The sequence below is a fragment of the Megasphaera hutchinsoni genome, assembly GCF_001553405.1.
GTDB lineage: Bacteria > Bacillota > Negativicutes > Veillonellales > Megasphaeraceae > Megasphaera > Megasphaera hutchinsoni.
The window spans coordinates 129,485-149,897 of record NZ_KQ960941.1 but is presented as its reverse complement, the minus strand read 5'-3'; the positions used below and the strand labels follow the sequence as shown (position 1 = coordinate 149,897).

21 protein-coding genes are annotated in these 20,413 nt (G+C 44.4%); all 21 read right to left on the bottom strand.

The annotated features are described in order from the left end of the window. Window positions 1-28 precede the first annotated feature (28 nt). The 21 genes from HMPREF3182_RS03835 to HMPREF3182_RS07635 all read right to left on the bottom strand — a co-directional run bounded on the left by HMPREF3182_RS03835 (window position 29) and on the right by HMPREF3182_RS07635 (window position 20,403). Window positions 29-328 (bottom strand): hypothetical protein, encoded by a 300-nt coding sequence (locus HMPREF3182_RS03835; RefSeq protein WP_062485571.1) that lies wholly within the window; start codon window positions 326-328, stop codon window positions 29-31. Continuing rightward, window positions 325-1,326 (bottom strand): bifunctional lytic transglycosylase/C40 family peptidase, encoded by a 1,002-nt coding sequence (locus HMPREF3182_RS03830; RefSeq protein ID WP_007556405.1) that lies wholly within the window; start codon window positions 1,324-1,326, stop codon window positions 325-327. Before HMPREF3182_RS03830 ends, HMPREF3182_RS03835 begins: the two co-directional genes overlap by 4 nt. Then, the gene (locus HMPREF3182_RS03825) at window positions 1,323-3,500 is read right to left on the bottom strand and encodes a CD3337/EF1877 family mobilome membrane protein (RefSeq protein WP_062485569.1); all 2,178 of its coding nucleotides are present in this window, start codon (window positions 3,498-3,500) and stop codon (window positions 1,323-1,325) included. The genes HMPREF3182_RS03830 and HMPREF3182_RS03825 overlap by 4 nt, the downstream gene beginning before the upstream one ends. Window positions 3,501-3,502: 2 nt before the next feature. Then, window positions 3,503-4,072, bottom strand: a complete 570-nt coding sequence (locus HMPREF3182_RS03820; protein WP_062485567.1) for an ATP-binding protein — start codon at window positions 4,070-4,072, stop codon at window positions 3,503-3,505. Window positions 4,073-4,435: 363 nt separating this feature from the next. Next, entirely contained in the window at window positions 4,436-5,614 is a 1,179-nt protein-coding gene (locus HMPREF3182_RS03815) for a phage major capsid protein (RefSeq protein WP_062485565.1), read from the bottom strand. A gap of 2 nt (window positions 5,615-5,616) precedes the next feature. Then, window positions 5,617-6,333 carry a head maturation protease, ClpP-related gene (locus tag HMPREF3182_RS03810; RefSeq protein WP_062485563.1) on the bottom strand — a complete coding sequence of 239 codons (717 nt, stop codon included), beginning with the start codon at window positions 6,331-6,333 and terminating at the stop codon, window positions 5,617-5,619. A 1-nt stretch (window position 6,334) separates the two neighbouring features. Beyond that, complete coding sequence (locus HMPREF3182_RS03805; protein ID WP_082718197.1) at window positions 6,335-7,570, bottom strand: phage portal protein; 1,236 nt, start codon at window positions 7,568-7,570, stop codon at window positions 6,335-6,337. Between the two features lie 13 nt (window positions 7,571-7,583). Further along, the gene (locus HMPREF3182_RS07755) at window positions 7,584-10,205 is read right to left on the bottom strand and encodes a terminase TerL endonuclease subunit (protein ID WP_062485562.1); all 2,622 of its coding nucleotides are present in this window, start codon (window positions 10,203-10,205) and stop codon (window positions 7,584-7,586) included. A gap of 117 nt (window positions 10,206-10,322) precedes the next feature. Next, the gene (locus HMPREF3182_RS03795; protein WP_062485560.1) at window positions 10,323-10,607 is read right to left on the bottom strand and encodes a hypothetical protein; all 285 of its coding nucleotides are present in this window, start codon (window positions 10,605-10,607) and stop codon (window positions 10,323-10,325) included. Window positions 10,608-10,739: 132 nt separating this feature from the next. Next, window positions 10,740-10,967: a DUF4314 domain-containing protein gene (locus tag HMPREF3182_RS03790; protein WP_062485558.1), complete on the bottom strand. Its 228-nt coding sequence runs from the start codon at window positions 10,965-10,967 to the stop codon at window positions 10,740-10,742. Continuing rightward, the gene (locus tag HMPREF3182_RS03785; protein ID WP_062485556.1) at window positions 10,939-11,601 is read right to left on the bottom strand and encodes a hypothetical protein; all 663 of its coding nucleotides are present in this window, start codon (window positions 11,599-11,601) and stop codon (window positions 10,939-10,941) included. Before HMPREF3182_RS03785 ends, HMPREF3182_RS03790 begins: the two co-directional genes overlap by 29 nt. Window positions 11,602-11,719: 118 nt before the next feature. Continuing rightward, on the bottom strand, window positions 11,720-12,976 hold the full coding sequence (locus tag HMPREF3182_RS03780) for a site-specific DNA-methyltransferase (RefSeq protein WP_235808640.1): 1,257 nt from the start codon (window positions 12,974-12,976) through the stop codon (window positions 11,720-11,722). 68 nt (window positions 12,977-13,044) lie between these two features. Beyond that, window positions 13,045-13,596: a hypothetical protein gene (locus tag HMPREF3182_RS03775; RefSeq protein WP_062485549.1), complete on the bottom strand. Its 552-nt coding sequence runs from the start codon at window positions 13,594-13,596 to the stop codon at window positions 13,045-13,047. A 101-nt stretch (window positions 13,597-13,697) separates the two neighbouring features. Then, window positions 13,698-14,060 carry an HNH endonuclease signature motif containing protein gene (locus HMPREF3182_RS03770; protein WP_062485546.1) on the bottom strand — a complete coding sequence of 121 codons (363 nt, stop codon included), beginning with the start codon at window positions 14,058-14,060 and terminating at the stop codon, window positions 13,698-13,700. Between the two features lie 476 nt (window positions 14,061-14,536). Then, window positions 14,537-14,950 (bottom strand): DUF1492 domain-containing protein, encoded by a 414-nt coding sequence (locus HMPREF3182_RS03765; RefSeq protein ID WP_062485544.1) that lies wholly within the window; start codon window positions 14,948-14,950, stop codon window positions 14,537-14,539. A 22-nt stretch (window positions 14,951-14,972) separates the two neighbouring features. Then, window positions 14,973-16,322, bottom strand: coding sequence for a DEAD/DEAH box helicase (locus HMPREF3182_RS03760; RefSeq protein ID WP_062485542.1), 1,350 nt, complete (start codon window positions 16,320-16,322; stop codon window positions 14,973-14,975). Continuing rightward, window positions 16,303-16,527 carry a VRR-NUC domain-containing protein gene (locus HMPREF3182_RS03755; protein WP_268872459.1) on the bottom strand — a complete coding sequence of 75 codons (225 nt, stop codon included), beginning with the start codon at window positions 16,525-16,527 and terminating at the stop codon, window positions 16,303-16,305. The genes HMPREF3182_RS03760 and HMPREF3182_RS03755 overlap by 20 nt, the downstream gene beginning before the upstream one ends. A 393-nt stretch (window positions 16,528-16,920) precedes the next feature. After that, the gene (locus HMPREF3182_RS03750; protein ID WP_062485538.1) at window positions 16,921-19,248 is read right to left on the bottom strand and encodes a virulence-associated E family protein; all 2,328 of its coding nucleotides are present in this window, start codon (window positions 19,246-19,248) and stop codon (window positions 16,921-16,923) included. Then, window positions 19,241-19,615, bottom strand: coding sequence for a DUF7768 domain-containing protein (locus HMPREF3182_RS07640; RefSeq protein WP_062485535.1), 375 nt, complete (start codon window positions 19,613-19,615; stop codon window positions 19,241-19,243). Before HMPREF3182_RS07640 ends, HMPREF3182_RS03750 begins: the two co-directional genes overlap by 8 nt. Beyond that, complete coding sequence (locus HMPREF3182_RS03740) at window positions 19,608-20,282, bottom strand: Rha family transcriptional regulator (RefSeq protein WP_062485534.1); 675 nt, start codon at window positions 20,280-20,282, stop codon at window positions 19,608-19,610. Before HMPREF3182_RS03740 ends, HMPREF3182_RS07640 begins: the two co-directional genes overlap by 8 nt. Next, window positions 20,257-20,403: a hypothetical protein gene (locus HMPREF3182_RS07635; protein ID WP_206445541.1), complete on the bottom strand. Its 147-nt coding sequence runs from the start codon at window positions 20,401-20,403 to the stop codon at window positions 20,257-20,259. The genes HMPREF3182_RS03740 and HMPREF3182_RS07635 overlap by 26 nt, the downstream gene beginning before the upstream one ends. Window positions 20,404-20,413: the final 10 nt, after the last annotated feature.

Below are 20,413 nucleotides of genomic sequence, written 5' to 3'. Positions count from 1 at the left end.
TTCTTATTTATCAGAGCTTGTGCTATAATTATTTTAAGTTTATAAGATAGTAGACTTTCGCAAAGTTCTCTACAAAATTTTCTACATGATGAGTATCAACGTATTCCTTTTCTATGATAGTTGTTTCGTGAATAGTATGAGTATCTATAGCTGTAAAGTGCTTGAATATCGCAAAGCTGAAACTAAGCCCTAAAAGTACCCACAAGGCAATCACAACCTTTTTATGAGGATTGACCTTATAGTAGACACGAGGTTTCTTTTCCTTTGGTATCTGTTTTTCTTTATTCTGATTTTTTCTAAATTTCATCATTAAATCTTCCTTTCTCATTGTTTGATTCGTCCTGCTCCCACTAAATGCTGTTGCCAGTAGGGGCTTGTTAAGTCGGCATAACCGATTGGGTCGCCTGCATGAAACATACGGTTATTGCCAAGGTATATCCCAACATGAGTAATATAAGAGCCAGCGTTATAGGTAGAATGAAAGAAAACCAAATCGCCGGCTTTTGCTTCGGATAGTGGGATATGTTGGGTCACATCATATTGTTGTTGTGCGGTTCGTGGTAATTTAATCCCAGCTTTGCCATACGTCCATTGTGTCAGTCCGCTACAATCAAATGAAGTAGTCGGGGAAGCTCCGCCATAGACATACTTCCAACCCTCATATTTCAGTGCTTCGTTCATGATGGCTTGTACCGTATTATCATTAAATTGAGTTGTGACAAGATACTGCGTAACAAGCTGAACATAAAACATATTGCCATAGTTATATCGCCAGCCCCCATTGATGGGTATGGCTATTGGATTGGGATAGGACACTTTTTCGCCATCTGAATATTCCTTAGAGAAACTTTGAGCCAGTTCAAAGGTATATTTGTTTCCACGATTAGCCACATACCCTAAGAAGCCACCGCCATAATTGTAGGACTGGATAACCGATTCCAAATCCACACCGAGCCTATCTCTACTGGCTAATAATTCACTGAAATACTTCACACCTTGCTTGATGGATTCTTCTGTACTCAATGAATTGGGTGGTAGACCAAGGGATTCCGAGGACTGCATAACATCTTCGGCAGTACCGCCCGATTCCACCTGTATAATAGCAAGCAGTACATTGACGTATTCTTCAATGCCATATTCTCTAGCGTATTTTTCTACCATAGGCTTATGAGCCAGCACTTCTGCGGAAACATTCACACCGCCATAGTGAATGTTTGAAAAACCGCCATCTTGTTCATCTGAAAATAAAATGGCAACAAACAGAAGTAGTGAGAAGACCATCAAGAATAGCCCAGAACCACCAATCACTAAAGCTTTCAGTTTCATGGTTTCTTACTGCCTTTCTTGATAGTGGCGGATTTTATTGGTGGTCTATTTCTAAGGTTTTGACTTTGAACTCTTTGAACAGTAGACGGACGCTCTTTTGTGACTGGACGTTGTGAAGCTCTGTCTGCTGGTGTAGTTGAAGTTGCTGGCTTTTGAACTGTTCTTTCTTGTGTAGTACGGTTTTGACGTTCCGCTTTTAAACTTGAAGAATCGGACTTAACTGCTGGACGCTCCTGTTTGGCTTGTTGAGATTCCATGCGTAAAGCCTGAACAGAAGATTGTTTTGCGGTCTGTCCATCATGAGATTGTTCTTGCTTAGTAGCTGGTCTTTCATGAACGGAAGAAGCTGGCTGTTTTTTCTGTTTGACCTGTTCCATTTCAGAGCGACGCTCTGCAATGGTTTTGCGTCTTTGTTCCTGCTGTTCCTTGCGTCCGCTGGCTCTGTCTGCTCTGGTTTGAGAAATACTGGAAGTTAGGTCACGAACATTTTCTTTTGCTTTGGATTTTCCTTGATACACTGCATATCTTGCATTGGTCGGAATATCCTTAACCTGTTCTTTGAGATTACCAGCAGAATCAACGATTTTATCTTTGGTATCAGCAACTGCTCCGATTGTTTGTCCGATACGTTTTCCAAGTGTTGATTTTTCCTGTCCGTCTGGACGGGTGTGATCTGCTTGTGTCCTACCAGAACTACCCGACTGTCCTTGTTTTCCTGTAGCACTGGCAATGGCAGAGCCAGCACCTAAAGCTGTCATGGAGCGTCCAAGTTTACGCTGTAGGCGGTGCATATGAGCGTGCATAAGCATACGAGGTTTTCTCATCACACGACTTCCCACACTTTGAGAATCGTTGCTTTGAAGCGAAAACATACTCATTAAATCGCCCAGTTTGAAGTAGATTCCTGCAAAGGTCACAATCTGTAGAAAGGCAATCAAAAAGAACGGATAACCAGCCGATAAGGTATAGAGCATGGTTGAAATACTAAAGGCTGTCGTAATAATCAGCGTGATTCCAGCTCGTGTCAAAATGGTATTAAAGAGTTTAGTAATGGCTCGTTTCGACATACCATCAAAAGATGGAATCATACTTAAAATAAAGCTCACAGGCAGAAACATAGCATAGATGATAAAAAGCACCTGCGAGAAAATCATGATTCCTGTTAGTAGGAATACGAATATAGAAATCCCGATATTGAATACAAAGAGAAAGAAGACTGTACCCAAGCGGTTAATAGTTTTTGTAATCGTCATGTTCACATTGTTTCTGTCTTCGATTTCTTCTGCTACAATTTTTTCTCTGTCTTCTCCATTATTACTGTCTGGACTGGTTGAAAGTAGACTTTCCACACGGTCAGCACCAATACTTTCAATGTCTGAACTGTTGTATTGAAGCAGTAGCCACGGTTGTTGAACCTGTATGGAAAATAGGCTGTCACGTATCAAGTCCACACTGTCCTTGCCTTGACTATCGGAATGGGGCATGACAATTTTTGTGCCAAGTGATAAGCTGGCTTGACTGATGTCTGATGAAAAATCATTGATTTTTTTAATGTAGTCGGGAGCGTAGGCAATAAAGGAAGCTGATAGGATAAATACCATGACAAAGTTCACAATGGCATGAATCGCTTTTGTAGTTTCTCTTTTTATCAGTCCTGTATAGGCAACATAAACCCCAAGAACCAAAATCAAGAGTAAGAGGAATCCAACATAGAATCCCTCTGTTGATAGTCCGCTAGGCGTAACTCCTGCAAGGATCTGCATATTCTTGCCAATGGAATCTGCTGTAGCAGAAATGAAGTCAAGGGAATAGGCTTCTTGAACTAAGTAGCCAGTCGCATTGGAAACATAAAGACTGATTGTCCAAATAAAATTGGTAATGGCATATAAGCCATACATGACTTGTTTTCCAATTCCGTCCGACCAGTTCCACGGTAGCCAGCCCCAGCTATTATCAACATAAAAATCCAGTTGATAGTTTTCAAGTGGGTATCGGCTGTACTCATTTGCCACATTGATTGTATCATCTACCAAGCCCGCAGCTTGAACCACTGTTCCCATCATGGCTAAAAGAAAAATGGCAATCACAAGTGTGAAAGCCACTGTCATTGCCACTTTACCTAGACGCTTCAGCGTCCAGTTTGATTTTATTCTGTTTAATATTGATGGTTTCACATTTACACCTCTTTTCGCACAGGCGGTCTGGTATCAAAGGCATGGAGCAGTTCTTCAAATACAGGGTGGAACTGTATCACACCGACACGACCATATAAATCACTGATAAGGCACTGTCCATTTTCCAAATCACGCAATCGCTTCTGATTATTTTCGTCCTCTGGGTCAACGCCGAAAAAGGCAAGGGTCTTTTTAATCTCGTTAAGGTCAGTAGAGCGGAACGCAAATTTCAAACCAAGATTATTTTTCAGCTTTTCATCTAAAAGGTCATCTGTATTCTGGGTCACGAAATATACCCCAGCGTTCATAGCACGTCCAGCACGAACCAGTTTCATAGACAGTGTTTTACCTTGTGCCACCTGTAAGAAGCTCCACGCTTCGTCTAAGTCAACAATTTTAAAAATGCTTCTGTCTGTATGGATAAAGTCTAACGCAAAGGTACTAATGACAATCAGCATTGCCACCGATAGTAACTCCATTGTGGTATATTCCTCAAAGGAGGTTTCTTTATCGGGAAGTACCAAGTCGGCAACCTGTATGATGTTCAGTTGTTTTTCAAGACTGCCCGTCATCTTGCAGAATACGCGTATACAATTGCAGCCTTTCTCTAAACTCCTGACAAGCAATTCGTGTCTTTACTACGCTCACCCCGTTTCTTAAAATCCTACGTCCCTTTCTCCTGAAAGTAACGCCCGCAACGTTACAATCAACGCTTCATGATCGGCTTCATCCCGATGTTCATATAAATAGGCCGTGGCATACATCATCGCCATGTCCAGCATTCGGGATTGTTCCGGGGTACTTGTACGCAATATTTCCCGACATAATGCCTATGCGGTTTCCATAAGATGCTGCAGTACGATATCATCCTGCTCGCCGTCTACCCGCAGATAGGTTTTCATGTCCGACAATTGAATCATGTATACCCCTCACTTTTATTTACCTGTAGTGCTGCCGGTACCCGTGGTTAAAATCTGTACGGCCTCCGGTAAAACAAGTTTTCCGTCCACCCGTTCTTTGGCAACATAGGCAATCATCCCGTTACCGGCAAACAGCTCCCGTAATTCCTGAAAACTGCGTACGCCTCGATCCCCGATATTATAATAGCTGTAATCGCCGAAAGCGATCGCATTTTTCGGTGCAAACGCACTGGTATGTACCTTATATCCCAACAACGTATCCGGTTCCCCCTGTTGATAGCTGGGCTGCCACATGTATGCTCCGTTATTGTCTTTAAGCGTCCGTAAGGAAGCTAACGCGGTATCATGTAAAATAAACGCCGCCTTTTTTCGGTACGGGCGTTTTAAGCCATACACCAACGCCAACATATCGTCCGCTTTAATCGCCGCTACGCTTTTTCCTGCCGTACCGCCTTTCTTGGCATCAAAAAGACCTACGGGCTTACCGTTTCCGTCGCCGTTTAAAAACGCGTCTTCTTCCGCGTTGGCGATCGCTTTACCGAATTCCGTTATAATATAGCTTTCCAAATCAAAGGCGCTGTCATATAACAGTTCTTCCGTGATTTTAATGGCGACATGAAGTTTATGAGCATCCAGCAAGGTTTGTGCAAAAGTGGCATCGGTAAAGGTAAGACTTCCCCCTTCTTCAATCCAGGCTGCGGACGGTTTAGTGGCCGCAATATTGATTTTATGCTGTCCGCCGGTGGTAATCACCGTACCTAACGTACGCATAATATTTTCTTCTTGAAGGACATCGATAAGTCGCCGATCATATTCTTCCGGTACCAAATACCCGCCATCGGCATCCACGCCTTCCTGTAATACGTCCTGTACCCGTTTAAAGTTACACCGTATAGCCTCCAACATCGCCTTTTTATAAGCCTCGCCGGCACGCCCCCGTTTTTCCGCTGATGCCTGTTTTTCCACTTCCCCGACTAACGGTTTGGTTGTTGCCTGTTTCATTTCACGTTCATAGGCATCCAGCGTTTCTTGACGTTTTATCTCTTTTCCCAATTCCTGTAAGGTACTTTCCATCTTTGCGTATGCGGCATCATCTTCCGCACTGAGTACGCCGTCTTTACGGTGTGTGTCTAAAAATAGTTTCGCCTGATTCCACACGTTCATTCGTTGTTCTCTTAATTCTTGTACTATCATCGTTATCCCTCCATGTATTGGTCTTGTAAGGCCTTCTGCAGTTTTTCAACCGATCGCCCTGTACGAATAGGCGTATACGGCGGTATTAATTTATTTCGTAAGATTTTCTGCACTTGTTTTTCGGAATACATCATTTCATCGGTAACCGCTCCTTCCTGTTGCCATGCGTCTTTCCGGGACACCAGTTCATCGGCAAATCCCAAGGATATCGCTTTTTTGGCGTTCATCCAGGTTTCTTCATCCATCAGTTCGGATATTTCTTTACGCGCCAAGCCCGTTTTAAGTTCGTAGGCGTTCATAATGCTTTCTTTTACTTCCGTTAACAAATCGATCGCTTTTTGCATATCTCCCGTATCCCCCGAGGCGATGGTCATCGGGTTATGGATCATGAGCATGGAAACAGGAGTCATCCGTACGATACTCCCCGCCATCGCAATGACCGAAGCCGCCGAGGCGGCCAACCCGTCGATATGCACGGTCACCTGTCCGCTATAATCCAACAGCATGTTATATATTTGTGCGGCGGCAATGCAATCACCGCCCGGACTGTGCAACCAAACGGTAATATCTCCCGTGCCGTTTTCCAACTCTTCTTTAAATATTTTGGGAGTAATTTCATCTCCCAGCCAGGATTCTTCCGCAATGACTCCCTGTAAAAATAACGTACGATGTGTCGTTTCTTCATCCGTATGTGTATTCCAATACCAAAATTTTTTCATACTACCTTCCCTCCTTTCGCGATTCATAGGCTATTCCGGCTTGTGCCAACCGCGTCATTGATCCGTTTACCAAGTACTCGTCTCCGCCTTCTTCCGTCGGGATTCTATCCAAATGTTCCAGTCTGCGAATATCATTGGCGCTCATCCAGCCGTTTTGTCTTCCAATAGCATATCCGTTCATTCGGCTTTCATAATCCCCTCGTAATAACCCATCCACGTTAAAGGCAATGCGATATTCTCGCCGTTCTTCTCTTGCTAAAAGGCTTCGTTCCAACGCTTGCTCCCACCTCGAAACCCAAGGTCCTAACGTATACTTTACAAATTCCAACGATTTCTGCTCAATATTGGAAAAGCTGGATTTTTCCAAATCGCCGATCATATGTGGTGGTATCCTAAACATACGCGCAATTTCACTAAGCTGAAATTTTCTCGTTTCTAAAAATTGTGCTTCGTTCGGTGCAATAGAAACCGGTGTATACTTCATCCCTTCTTCCAAAACCGCCACTTTATTGGCATTTGCGCTACCGCCGAAGGTGGCATTCCAGCTTTCCCGTACCCGCTCGGGAGATTTTAATATACCGGGATGTTCCAGTACGCCGCCGGGAGTGGCACCGTTAGCAAAAAATTTTGCTCCGTATTCTTCACACGCCATAGCAATACCAAGAGAATTTTTCGCCATGGCAATGGGAGAGTACCCCACCCGTCCGTCAAATCCCAGTCCCGGAATATGCAGTACTTCTTTCGGCGATAACCGTACCGCCTCATTCCCTTTCCCTGTATTGCCGCCGCTATATTCATACCACAGTTTTCCGGCCTCATCCCGAGCCACTCTCATTTTATTGGCCATAAGCGGATATAAAGAAAGTACCTCTCCTTTCCCGTTTCGAATGATCTGGGCATAGGCGTTTCCCCATAACAGTATGTGTGTCATGAGTGTTTCTCTAAAGACAAAACTGGTCATTTCTTCGTTCGGTTCATCATGCAATAAAAAAAACAGCGGATGGTCTGCCGCTTTTTCTTTGGTACCTGTTTTTGTATACCGATATACATGTAAGGGTAACCCGGCAATAGACTCTGCTAAAATACGTATGCAAGCATACACCGCCGTAAGCTGCATAGCACTCCGTTCGGTAACTATTTTTCCCGCAGGGCTTCCCCCGTACACCGGTCTGAACGGACTTCCTTCCATGATATTCTTCGGTTTATCCCTAGTTAACCACCTAAATATAGATACCATATCTCCTCTCCTTTTATATAAACAAAATTCCTCGCTCATCATATACCGAAGCGGTATTATCATTTCCGCACCTAATGGCTCGATCCAGTGCCATAATCATAGCGATAGCACCATCTATCTTTTCGGTAGATTTTTCTTTGTCCGCTTTAATATTTCCCGACGGATCCGTACGAATAAAAATATTATCCATATTCCATCGCAGTACGGGATGCCCGCCATGGGCTATTTTTTCTTCCAATGTAAGTTTCATCAGTTCTTTCGTCGGCGGACTCATATCCTTAAAGCCTTGGCCGAAGGGAACAACCGTAAAACCCATCCCCTCTAAGTTCTGCACCATTTGTACGGCTCCCCAACGGTCAAAGGCGATTTCCCGTATGTTATACCGTTCGCCCAGCCGTTCAATAAATGTTTCAATAAAACCGTAATGCACCACGTTCCCTTCCGTAGTTTGAATGAACCCCTGTTTCTTCCACACATCATAGGGCACATGGTCTCGTTTTACCCGAAGGTCTACCGTTTCTTCCGGTATCCAAAAATAGGGTAAAATTTGATATTTATCCGTTTGTTCTTCCGGCGGAAATACCAGGACAAAAGCGGTAAGGTCAGTCGTAGCGGATAAATCAAGCCCTCCATAACATACCCGTCCCGCCAGTTCTTCCTCATTTACGGCAAACGCGCATTTATCCCACTTTTCCATCGGCATCCAACGAACGGATTGTTTCACCCACTGGTTTAACCGTAACTGCCTAAAGGAGTTCTCTTCTCCCGGATTTTGTCTGGCCGATTCAAAGGCCGCCTGCACCTTCTCCATTTGTACGGTCACGCCGAGAGAGGGATTGGCTTTCTTCCACACCTTAGGATCCGTCCAGTCGTCCGTTTCATCCGCTCCGTAAATGACCGGGTAAAAAGTGGGATCGATCTTTCTTCCCTCGAGGACATCGACAGCTTTTTGATGGGTTTCATAACAAATGCTGTGCGTATCCGTACCTGCCGTGGTAATAAGAAAATACAACGGCTGCATGCGGGCATCTCCGGATCCTTTGGTCATGACGTCAAAAAGTTTACGATTCGGCTGCGTATGAAGTTCATCAAACACCACCCCGTGTATATTAAAACCGTGCTTGGAGTACGCTTCCGCCGACAGCACTTGATAAAAACTGTTAGTGGGAAGATACACCATCCGTTTTTGGGAAGCTAATATCTTTACCCTTCGATGTAATGCCGGGCACATTTTCACCATATCCGCCGCCACATCAAAAACAATCGCCGCCTGCTGCCGATCCGCCGCACAGCCGTACACTTCCGCCCGTTCTTCATTATCCCCGCAGCATAAAAGTAAGGCCACTGCTGCGGCAAGCTCACTGTTATGAGTTGGCAAAAAAGAACGCCCCACCAAATATTGATGAGACGAACTATCTACCTGTATGCACTGCATGCCATTGTTTTCCACTTTTTCTATTCGGTCAATATAGCGGTAATGACTTCTCGTTCTTGGATGTCTTTTTACAGCATGCTTTTGTTTTCGTTTAAGCCCCGCAATTTGCGTGTCACTAAAAGCTGTAAACTTAACGTAATACAGTGTTTCTCCGGTTTTAACCCTTCCACACTCTTTACTTGGTTTTGTCCAATCAAGCCTTTGCTCACTATCTGCTGTTGTTATCGAATTCTTTATCCCTAAGCTCCATAAAAGCTCACTCACGCTTTCAGATAAAGCCCTCTCGGTAGACGTGTAAATAGCCTGCCCTTTTCGGGTAGATATAGACCCGTCCGAGTCCATGAGTCCTTGCAAAAGGTCTAACCTCTGAGAGTATGAAGCCCTTAAATACTCTAACGGGATTACTTTTTCTCTAAAGCTTTCAACGAGTATTTTCTTTAGTTCAGGTATACGGCAGACAAAAGAATCTCCCGTGTTAGGCCAACGTTCACCCAATTTATGGTTTGGCCAAACTCGATTTAACACTTCTATCACATCACAAGTTTGAATCGTAATTTCAGGCCTTATTGCATTACCGTTTCCAAGCCAATACCCCATAAGATAAGGATCAACCGCAAGCATGCTGTTATTAGTTTCAACAGCTTTAGCAACGGGGATTCTGAACCTGTAGGAAGAATCATTTTCTTTTGGCAAGCGGTAAAGCGCCTCGGTTGTGAGTGTTACTTTCTTTGTCTTACCATGTGTTCTTTCACCAATCCACTGATGCCTTGCACCTGCAACAATTTCTTCTCCGTCTTTAAACCTAATCTTATAAGCCTGCTCTTTATAGTCCACTTCACTTTTAGCAACAACATGACAAACCTTGCCCTGCTCATCAAAAACCTCATCACCGACTTTGATTTCACCCATAGTTGTAAAACCCGATGGTGTCGGAATCAAAGTTTTTAAATCAAGCTGCTTCCCCATCTTCTTCGGAATTTCAATATATGCGGTATTAAACTGACGATACCCATTCGGTTTAACCACGCCGAACAAATCCCGGATGATTTGTTCCTGCCAAGGTAACAACGTAAAGGCTTTACCCGCCCACGTACCTTTCGTATGCGTTAAGCATTCAATAAAGCTTACCGCATAATCCGCCAGGTCTTTGTTATAAATCGAATCTTCCTTTTTAAATTTCGTGACTTCATAGGTTTCCACTGCCTTCCCCCCTTTCCGGCTTTTAAGGCATAAAAAAAGACGCCTCCTCTGCGCCTATTGCTTTATTTCTACGAGAAACAGAGCCGGTGGCTCTGAAACTCTTTTGTTCGTTTTTTCTTATTTTCTTGCCGCTTTGATGGCTTGGTAGGCTTTTTGAATGGCGGCGTTCAAGGTTTCGGCTTCCGCAAAAGTCTTAAATTCTTTGTCGTTAAGCTTGCCGTTTGTAACTTTCCAGAGTTCTTCGTGTGCCCGGTCGGCGCAGGTTTTTGCGGTTTGCGCAATGTCCAAAAGGTCAATGGCGGCGCTGATGTTCCCTTCCTTTGCTTTTTCCCTTGCTCTTTCTGCGTAGTGTTTGCATGCCTTCGTTTCAATTTCCAATTGCTTTAAGGTTTCTTTTTTCATCTTTTTTTTGCTCCTTTTCTTTTGTTTTTTATTTCTTTTGTTAGTATATATATCACTCTGAACGCACATAATAGCAAGTCTTTTTAGAAAAAAATGTACTTATTTTTATGTTTTTTATAGCCTTAAAAGCCGCTACTCTTTACCGACTTTCACCCACGTATCCACTCCTAAAAGGAGGTGTAACCCCGAACCGTTTTCCCACGAAACCAATAGGGAGCCCATATCATCCACCCCCGTCACACGGCCTTCGGTTCCCGGCGGCGGTGCCTGCGGATCATCCATATAGACCAATACAATCTTCGTGCCTACGGGATAGGATTTTCGCAGGGCATTAATCTTTTCCGCACAAAGACGTTTCATCCTTTTTCACCCCGTTTCTAAAAGCGGATGATCCTTCCAGCCGTTCCAAAAGTATCCGTCGGTCCTGCTTCCATTCCTTACCGATAAACCCCAGTCGCAACAGAAAGCATCGGAACGTGTACTTTTCATTGACGATTTCACGCTGTCCCTTATGTACCCGTTTTGCGCCCCGACTGAATATCCCCAGGGCTGTAATAAACCGGGTATAGGTTAGCCGATGCGCCATATCAATCGTACCGAACCAGGGAAATGTCACCATGTCCGCCGTTTCTTTAACGGGAAGGTCGCTAACGCCCAAGGCTTTTTTTATCAATTCCCCTTTACCCTCAAGAATCTGCATAAGTTTTTCAATATCCACGGTCCCCTTCGGCAACATCACGGTAAATTCGTCCGCTCCTTCCGGTACCGGTTTTGCCGGTCGTATACCGTACGTATCGGCCAGTATCTCCCGAACTTCCCGTACCCGTTCGTCCGTATCCCCGCTGACCGTACCTTCTTTACTGACCGTAAAGGTGTCTATTTTATAGGCCATATCCGGCATTCCCAAGTACTGCGCTTTCCTTCCCGTTATCTCTTCCAAGGCTTTAACAAGCGGTTTTCTCATGCCGCCTTTTAGTTCATATCGTAATTCCATCTATATACCTCCTTTAGGGTTTTCCTTGTGTATATATATCACTCTAAAGAAGGTATTTAGCAAGTCCTTTCCGGCCTGTTTTCGATGAACCTACACATTACCTCAACGGAATTACGGTTCATGCATCGGCCGTCACTTCCTTAAAGGCATACGTGGCGCCGTCTCTATGCACACTAACCTCTTTATCACTGCCAACTTGCTCTATATACCTTTTGACAATCACATCACAATACTTTTCATCAAGCTCCATCATATAACAAATACGATCCGTTTGTTCCGCGGCGATAAGGGTACTGCCGCTCCCTCCGAACGGGTCTAAAATAAGGGCATTCGTCATGCTGGAATTCTTTATCGGATACGCCAGCAGCGGAATCGGTTTCATGGTAGGATGCTCCGTATTTTTCTTGGTTTTATCGAACTCCCATATGGTCGTTTCTTTTCTTCCGGCATACCAACGATGTTTTCCTTTTTTCTTCCACCCGTACAAACAAGGTTCATGCTGCCACTGATACGGACTTCTGCCCAATACCAACGACGGTTTCTTCCAAATGCAACATCCCGATAAATACAACCCCGCCTCCTGAAAGGCTTTTCTGAAATTCAATCCTTCCGTATCCGCATGAAACACATATATCGAGGCATCATCCGCCATCACCTGTTTAATATTCGTAAAGGCCTGTAACAAAAATTGAAAAAAGGCACCCTCTTCCAAATGATCATTTTTAATCTTACCCGCCGCCCCTTCGTAATTCACATTATACGGCGGATCGGTAAGAACCAGATTCACTTTTTTATCTTCCAACAACGCCCGATAGGTTTCTTCTTTCGTCGCATCTCCGCAAATAAGACGATGGCGACCTAACCGCCATATATCCCCCGCCTTACTTATAGTCGGCTGTTGTAATTCTTTCTCTACATCAAAGTTATCTTCTTTTACCTCTTTATCCCCTTCAAAAAGGTCTGCAAGCTCGTCGTCCTCAAAGCCTAACAGCGACAGATTAAAATCGGCGCCTTCCAATTCTTCCAACTCAATTTTCAGCAAATCCCGATCCCAACCGGCATCAAGCGCCAACTTATTATCCGCAATGACATACGCTCTTCGTTGCGCCTCCGTTAAATAGTTTTCTTTAATACAGGGCACCTTCTTAAACCCCAGCCGCTGAGCCGCAACCAAACGACAATGCCCCGCCGTTACCACGTTATCTTCCGAAATAAGAATCGGATTTAAAAACCCGAACTCCTTAATGGATGCCATTACTTTTTTTATTTGTTCTTCCGAATGCGTTCTGGAATTATTGACGTAGGGAATGATCTCCTCTATATCCCGCAATTCATATTGTAACAACTGATTTTTCATATCCCACACTTCTCCCATAAAAAAAAGACCCCGTCATTTCTTTTACTGACAGTGTCCCTTGCTATTGCAATACAACCGTTCTCTTTTTACATTTTCTTTCGTGCGACAAGCAATCGTTCCATCAAGTCGTTTTGAGGTGCCGCACCGTCAAATTCGGTGGTACAATTTTCTTTTACAATTTGAAAAATTTCATTCCACAGTCTCACGGCTTGATTCATATAGTTAATTCCGATATTAATAAATGGCGACGGGATCGGTTTTCCCGTAGTCGGATGACGAGATAAAAATCCCAGCTTGCTGGTAACTTCTTCACACTGAATCCAGCGGGCACTGCTCATGGCATACCGTTCAATAAGCGGTACAGGTACTTTTGCACTGACCCCTATCGTTTGCAGCCACTGCCAGGTTTCCGTAAAAATGTCCTTAGCTTGCAGCTGCGTTCCGTCTTTTTGTGTAGACGACAGAAACTCATGCGGCTGCGGCATCTCCGTTCCTTCCATTTCCGGTATATCCAGGATACTTAATTTTCTCCCGCCCGGATTTCCTTCCTTTGCTTTTTCCATAACGGCTTTTTTCTTTCTTCCCGCTCCGATTCGTCTGCCGCCTCGCCCGCCGATGTTATTCGATTTGCTCGGCATGCCCTAAATACCCCCTTTGATTACGCTTTTTTTGCGCGTGTGACCCCGCCTCGGCTTGGAATTGTTACCCCTGTAGAGATAACACTCCCCCCCCTCCGGGGTCAATGCGACTTTCCATTTCGATCCCCCAACTGACTATGAAGGATCATGTGACAGGATCTGCATAAACTCATTAAATTTACTTCCTCATGCGTTCCGCCCCGAGTAAGCGGTAAGATGTGATGTACTTCCGCAACGGGAGTAAGCTTCCCCTGTGCCAAACACCGTTCACAAAACGGGTGCACGCTTACATACCGTTTTCGGATCCGTTGCCACTGCCCGTTATATTTTCTCCGTATCACCGGATCTCTCGTATATCTGTCATACACGCTCGCTACTTTTTTACGGTGCTCTTCACAATATCTTCGTTCCGACAATCGCGGACAACCCGGATAGGCACACGGTTGTTTCGGCTTTCTCGGCATCGCATCACCCCAATCCTCTTTCTTACATCCTTTCCATCCTAACAGTACCACAGACGGAAACTATAATTCTATACATTTTACTACAGATTACTATATACATTTTAACGAATTTTAATACACACCCGTTCAAGCAGATAACAACGCAGATTTTAACGCACAGCTATCTTTTTATGTCCCTATTGACATACCGATAAAATCTTCGTTATACTGATAACAGATAGCTCTTTATTTTTTGTTTTACATATTTCATAATAGTGAATGGCCGCTTTAATAGAGCGGTCATTTGCTTTTCAGTCGCTCTCTCTTTTTCTTACGCTCGTTCTATCCTAACTGTACCACAGACGGGAACTATAATTCTATACATTTTACTACAGATTACTATATACATTTTAACGAATTTTAATACGTAATTATTCTGTAAAAGCCTTGAAGGACAATTTCTTCAAGGCTTTTTACGTATACTTCTTTCGTGCCGACTATACCCGTTGACCCGCTTTAATCTTTTTTAACGCCTTCCTATGTACCATAAAGCAATACTGAATGGAACGATTCATGTCGACGGCTATCTTCTCCCACGTTTCAAAGCAAAGGTATCTTTTTTCAAGAATGGTCTGTGCTTCTTTATTACTCAAGGAAAAAATCTCTCTTGCAATATCCCGCTTTAAATCAACGAGGGCATCAATGTCCCGATTGATTTCCTCTTGCAGGGCAACAATCTTTACTACCGTAGCTTCCAACCCGGACGTTGTACCGCCGGGACTCTTCGGCATATCCGACAACGTCGATGTCGCTTTGGTCGCCAACGCATTTAATCGATCCAGTTGCTCCAACTTCCCTGTAATCCTTTTATCGACATAAAAGGCTTGCTGCAAATATTCTTTTACGCTCATTCCGTTCCTCCTATACCGATTTTTAAGATATGGTTAGATTCGCTTTAACGGCATCTATCAATGCCGCCTGTGTCTTATTCTTATGGGCCAAGGCGTTCATGACGTCTTCATCAATCGTGCCTTTAGCCAACAGGTGATGAATAACTACGGTTTCTTTCTGTCCTTGCCGATATAACCTTGCGTTGGTTTGCTCGTACAACTCCAAGGACCACGTAAGCGAAAACCAAACCAATGTACACCCGCCGCTTTGAAGGTTTAACCCGTGGCCGGCGGCTGCCGGATGAATAACGGCGACCGGTATTTTTCTTTCATTCCAGTCGGCAATATCTTCTTTTGTTTTAATCTCCTGTACCGTAAAGCGTTTCTTAATCCGTTCCAAATCATGCTTATACCAATATGCCACCAGTACCGGTTTACCGTTCGCTCCTTCGATGACCTCTTCCAAAGCATCCAGCTTTCTGTCATGAATGGGGATCATCCGTTTTTCGTCATCGTATACCGCACCGCTTGCCATTTGCAGGAGTTTATTGGACAGAGACGCCGCATTAACGGCATCTATTTCTTTCCCCTTCACCGACACCGCCATCTCCCTCTTTAAGGTATCATACCGCTTTTGCTCCGTAGCCGACAAGGGTATGTTAATTTTATTTATAATACGGTCGGGCATAGGTAGATAATCCGTGGCTTTCATGGCAATCGTAATATCGCCAATCTTTTTATAAATCTTCTCCTCCGCTCCCGCTTTCGGCTTATAGGAAAATATCATCTGCTGATTGCGTTTATCCGGAAGAAAGTAGGTGTTTCTATACTGCGTAATATACCTGCCCAACCGCTCTCCTAAATCGAGGATTCTGAATTCCGCCCATAAATCCATCAGACCGTTGGAAGACGGCGTGCCCGTAAGCCCCACCACCCGTTTTACTTTCGGTCGTACTTTTAAAAGGGCTTTACTCCGTTTCGCCTGATAGGATTTAAAACCGGACAGTTCATCTATTACGACCATATCAAAGTGAAACGGCACCCCGCTTTTCGTAACCAACCAATCCACATTCTCCCGATTAATGATGTAGATATGCGCCGGCGTCCGTAAAGCTTGTAATCGTTTCTTCTCTCCGCCGGTTACTACCGAATAGGTTAAATGCTTTAAATGTTCCCATTTCCGTATTTCTTCGGGCCATGTGGTACTTGCCACCCTAAGCGGGGCAATAACGAGTGTACGGGAAACCTCAAAGGAATCCAGCATCAGTTTGTGTATAGCGGTAAGGGTAATGACACTCTTACCTAACCCCATCTCCAACAAAATGGCCGAAACGGGATGGGCAATAATAAAATCGGTCGCATATTTTTGATACTCATGTGGTTTGTATTGCATGTAACACACCTCCAATCCGCTCTTTATCATCCACTACAAAAACGGTAAACCCTAATGCCCGTAAATCGTTCATGCGTTTTACCTGCAAGGCTCTCGGCTTTTTGCCTTTCGCTTTAAGCTCCACGAACCCCGCCTTACCTCCCGGTAAAAGAATAAGCCTGTCCGGCAGTCCGTCAACGGAAGGGCTTACAAGCTTTACAGCCATACCTCCCATAGATTTAACGGCGCAAACCAATTTTCTTTCCGTTTCTTTTTCTCTCAAAACCCTATCACCCGCCTCTTTTACCGTTTCCATATGCTTTTTATCCGCACCGGTTCTCGGTATATCGTTCTTTTTTTACACACCATATTGACATCTTCTCTGTGACAATGACGGACAAGTGCCAAAAATTCCTATACGCGCGGATATACGCGTTACGCGCACGCTTGATATAGTAAATAACTATTTAGTCTAATATAGTATTTCATAAGTTGTCTGTCCGAATGTGTCCAACTCCCGTTATTTCTCCACAAAACGAACGGACCACCTGTGACATCCGGGACAACTATATGGCAAGTACCACCCTTTGTAGGCACTTGTCCCGAGGGAAGTTATCCGCTATTTCCGAGTGTATAGGCGTTGTTGCCCATATGGTCCGGTATACCCCCGTTTTCCGGTTTTCTCCCACTCTTTCACCCGTTTCATAATCGCCGATATGGCATAACTGTCCGACGGTTTAATATCCTCTTTCGCCTTACCGAAACACTCGCACCATATTTCAATATTGGATACTTCCGTACGTCTAACCGTGCCTTTAGGACGGGCGGGATCATCCCAATCACGAAAATAATCTCGCCGCCTGTAAACATCCATACTATCCCACGTATCCGGTAAAAGCATATCCAGATATGCGCGTACAAGCCCTTCACGGTCGTCCTGCTGCATGGCGTCACGCTGTTCTTCCCGTGCCAGCGTTTCCAACGCGGGATCAAGATGAAGTTTTTCCCCCGCTTCGGCTAAAACCATAGCTTCCGCCCAAATCTGATCTACGATTTCTCCCGTCATTTCCCACGGCTTATATTTCCCGTTTCCGGATACCCACACATTCCAAAACCGCCGGTTACCCGTAATATCTCTTAAATACCCGTTTTCTTCGTTCGTAGTACCGAAAAACACGCATTGTCTGGGATGGGGAATAACCCGTTTCCCGAAAGCCGCGCGATACTTATCGTCACTTCGTGAAACAAACGCTTTTACTTTATCTATATCGGCTTTTTTCATACCCGCCAATTCGCTGATTTCATGTATCCAATACCCCTGCAACTTTTCCGCCGCCGTCTTGTCGTTCATATCGGACAAGGTAAGGCTGTCTGAAAACCAATCCATACCGAGTTTGGCAATAAACGTAGATTTGCCGATTCCCTGCGCCCCGTTAAACACCGGCAAGTAATCAAACTTAATCCCCGGATGGTAAACGCGCATATACGCAGCGCACAGTGTCTTCCTGCAGACAGCGCGGATGTATTCGTTATCTTCCGCCCCGAGATAGTCGATAAAAAGCGTATCCACCCGTTTAATGCCGTCCCACGGAGGCAACTTTTCAAAGTAGCGTCGGATCGGATGATAGCTTCTGTCGTCCGTCACTTTAGTAATCGCAATATTGTAGTTCTGTTGCGAGAACGTGCCGTAATGGTCATCTACATAACAAATCAACTGCGCATCGTCGGCATCCCGCCAAAACTTCCCCGTATGCCGCCATGGCACATCGCCTTTAATTTCAAGACCGTCGGCCAGTTGATTAAAGACGATACTTTTAAGCTGCGGATCGTTTTGTATGATAAGCTTTACGTTATACAACGAATTTTCCAACACCGCTCCCTTCGATGTATACCGCAGTTGTTTCTGCCAATCCTCCTCGTCTGTAAACTCCGTTTCCGCCTCCTCAAAACGCTCGTTTGCCGCCTTGCGTTTTACCTCGTCAAGGCTCATGGCAAATTCGGTCATTTTCTTAAAGGATTCTTTATCCTCCATACCTATAAATTTATGCTTGCGTACAATATCAAAAGCATTACACAAGGTAAGATATGCAGGATCTTTAGCGTGATGGGAATACACGAATTTATCTTCAATAACTTCCACTCCCGCCACACTGTGCGAGGATATCAAATGCCAGCGGTTTGCATTATCTGTCGGCTCATACACGTCCGACAGGAACCTTTCTAACGCGGTGTTTATCGGATAAAACGTACGATTAAACAGGCCTACCGCGCCCTTTTTCGTAAGCGGATCCTGTACTTTCCGCCGTTGTACCCGATTGGCATTACTTTCCCGGGAAGATGTCGGAAGTCGGGTCGGATCCGTCCACTCCGGGTGGGCTGCAAGGATAGCGTCCGGATTAAGCGGCTCTTTTTCCACTTCCTTGTAGACAAATATGCCGTTTCGCGGCGTAGACGGCCAATACATGAGTTGATTCGGCAGGTACGAGCATTCGTCAAATTGATCAATCCCCAGCATGGCTGCTAAATATCGGGAAACCGCCACAAATTCTTCCGGTGTTACGTCCCGTGTTAACGGAAACACAATTCTGACTCTCGGTTTATCCGCCGTATGACTATGGGTCGTATACAGGAAAGAGGTATACGGCGCAATCGTTTCATACTTGGCGATAAAATCTTTAGCAATATGATCCCCATCCAAGGCCAGCATGGAACGGGATTCAACGCTGTCTACTTTCCGCCTGCCGTGCGCTAAAATTCCCGCAACAAAACCGCCATGGTCCTTTGCAACTTCACGATCGGCTTTTCCCATTTTCGCATACTCCTCCGCCGACTCCGTTGTGCGAACGGGTACCTTTAGCCGTACTTTTAAGTCCTCGTAACGGATGGTTTTATTCACCCATTCTTTCGCCCGACGGCTATTTCCGTAAGCTACCGCAAAATCACGCATCTGCCATCGCCTCCAACTCTTTATCCGTAAAATACTTAATCGGCTGTCTACGTCTTTCGGCCACCCCGATTTCCACACGCATACCTTCCGTAATTGTTTCCCCGAACACCCACAATTCATTGCATTTTCCCAAAAGAACGATATCCATAAACATCGCATCTTTACGGTGCTTTTGATTATTGTCATCCATGAACGGGAATAAAAGGTGTGGAGTTATGGGGATTGCGCCGTGCCGGTAGGCATAATCGGCATACCGGACAGCGCGTTGCACATTTTTCTCCTTTTCCCCGCGATAGGGGGCGCAAATATAGACTATAGGCTTAAAATTCGGGGTTGTTTCAAGATGCTTTTTATAAGACTTACTCATCTCTAGCCTCCTTATCTATCTTGGTTAAATACCATTCAAGCTGGCGTTTTCTAGCTTGGAAATCCGGTGTTGAAATAAGAAGACCTGCATCAATTTTCTGCAAACGATCAATTAGATACATTTGCCCTGATGTTAGATAAGGACGTATGCTTTGCCCTTTCTCAAGACCGTTTATTTCTCTTACTTGTTTTGCAGACATCCCCAAAACAAGACGGTTGATCATGTCGCACTCATTGCTGTAGTGATAAGCCTTTGGATTATCATGAATTAAGGCAATATTTTCTGTTAGAATTGGGAACATTTCTCTAGCAGAAATAATCGTTGTTATGAAGTCCTCCATTTCGTTGAACTTCTTAATATAAAGCTCTTTAAACTTCATGGCTTTTGGTCCAGTATACCCCATTGCCAAAATGGTAAAGCCATCTCTAGTAAGCAGGTAGCAAGGAAGTTTTCTTCCTGTAGAATCCTTATAACTACTTAGTTCAAAATTGAGTTCAGTGAATTCTTTACTCAGCCCAGATTTGGGCTCAGTGATTGATTGAATATCACGTATTACATGAGAATGTCTTTTTTCAAAAAACTGCGCAATAAACCTACTATCCACTCTGGCGGTGTTATTCTTATCAGCCATAATGCCGTAATCATTCATTGGAATCATTGCTTTCATGATTAATACCTCCGTTCACACATCCACTTAGTTCTTCTACTGCCACTTGAATTTCTTTTATTTTCCGGTCTCTTACTTTATCCATCGTCTCCAAGTAGGCGATTCTTTCTTCAATAGTCATCTATTTGACC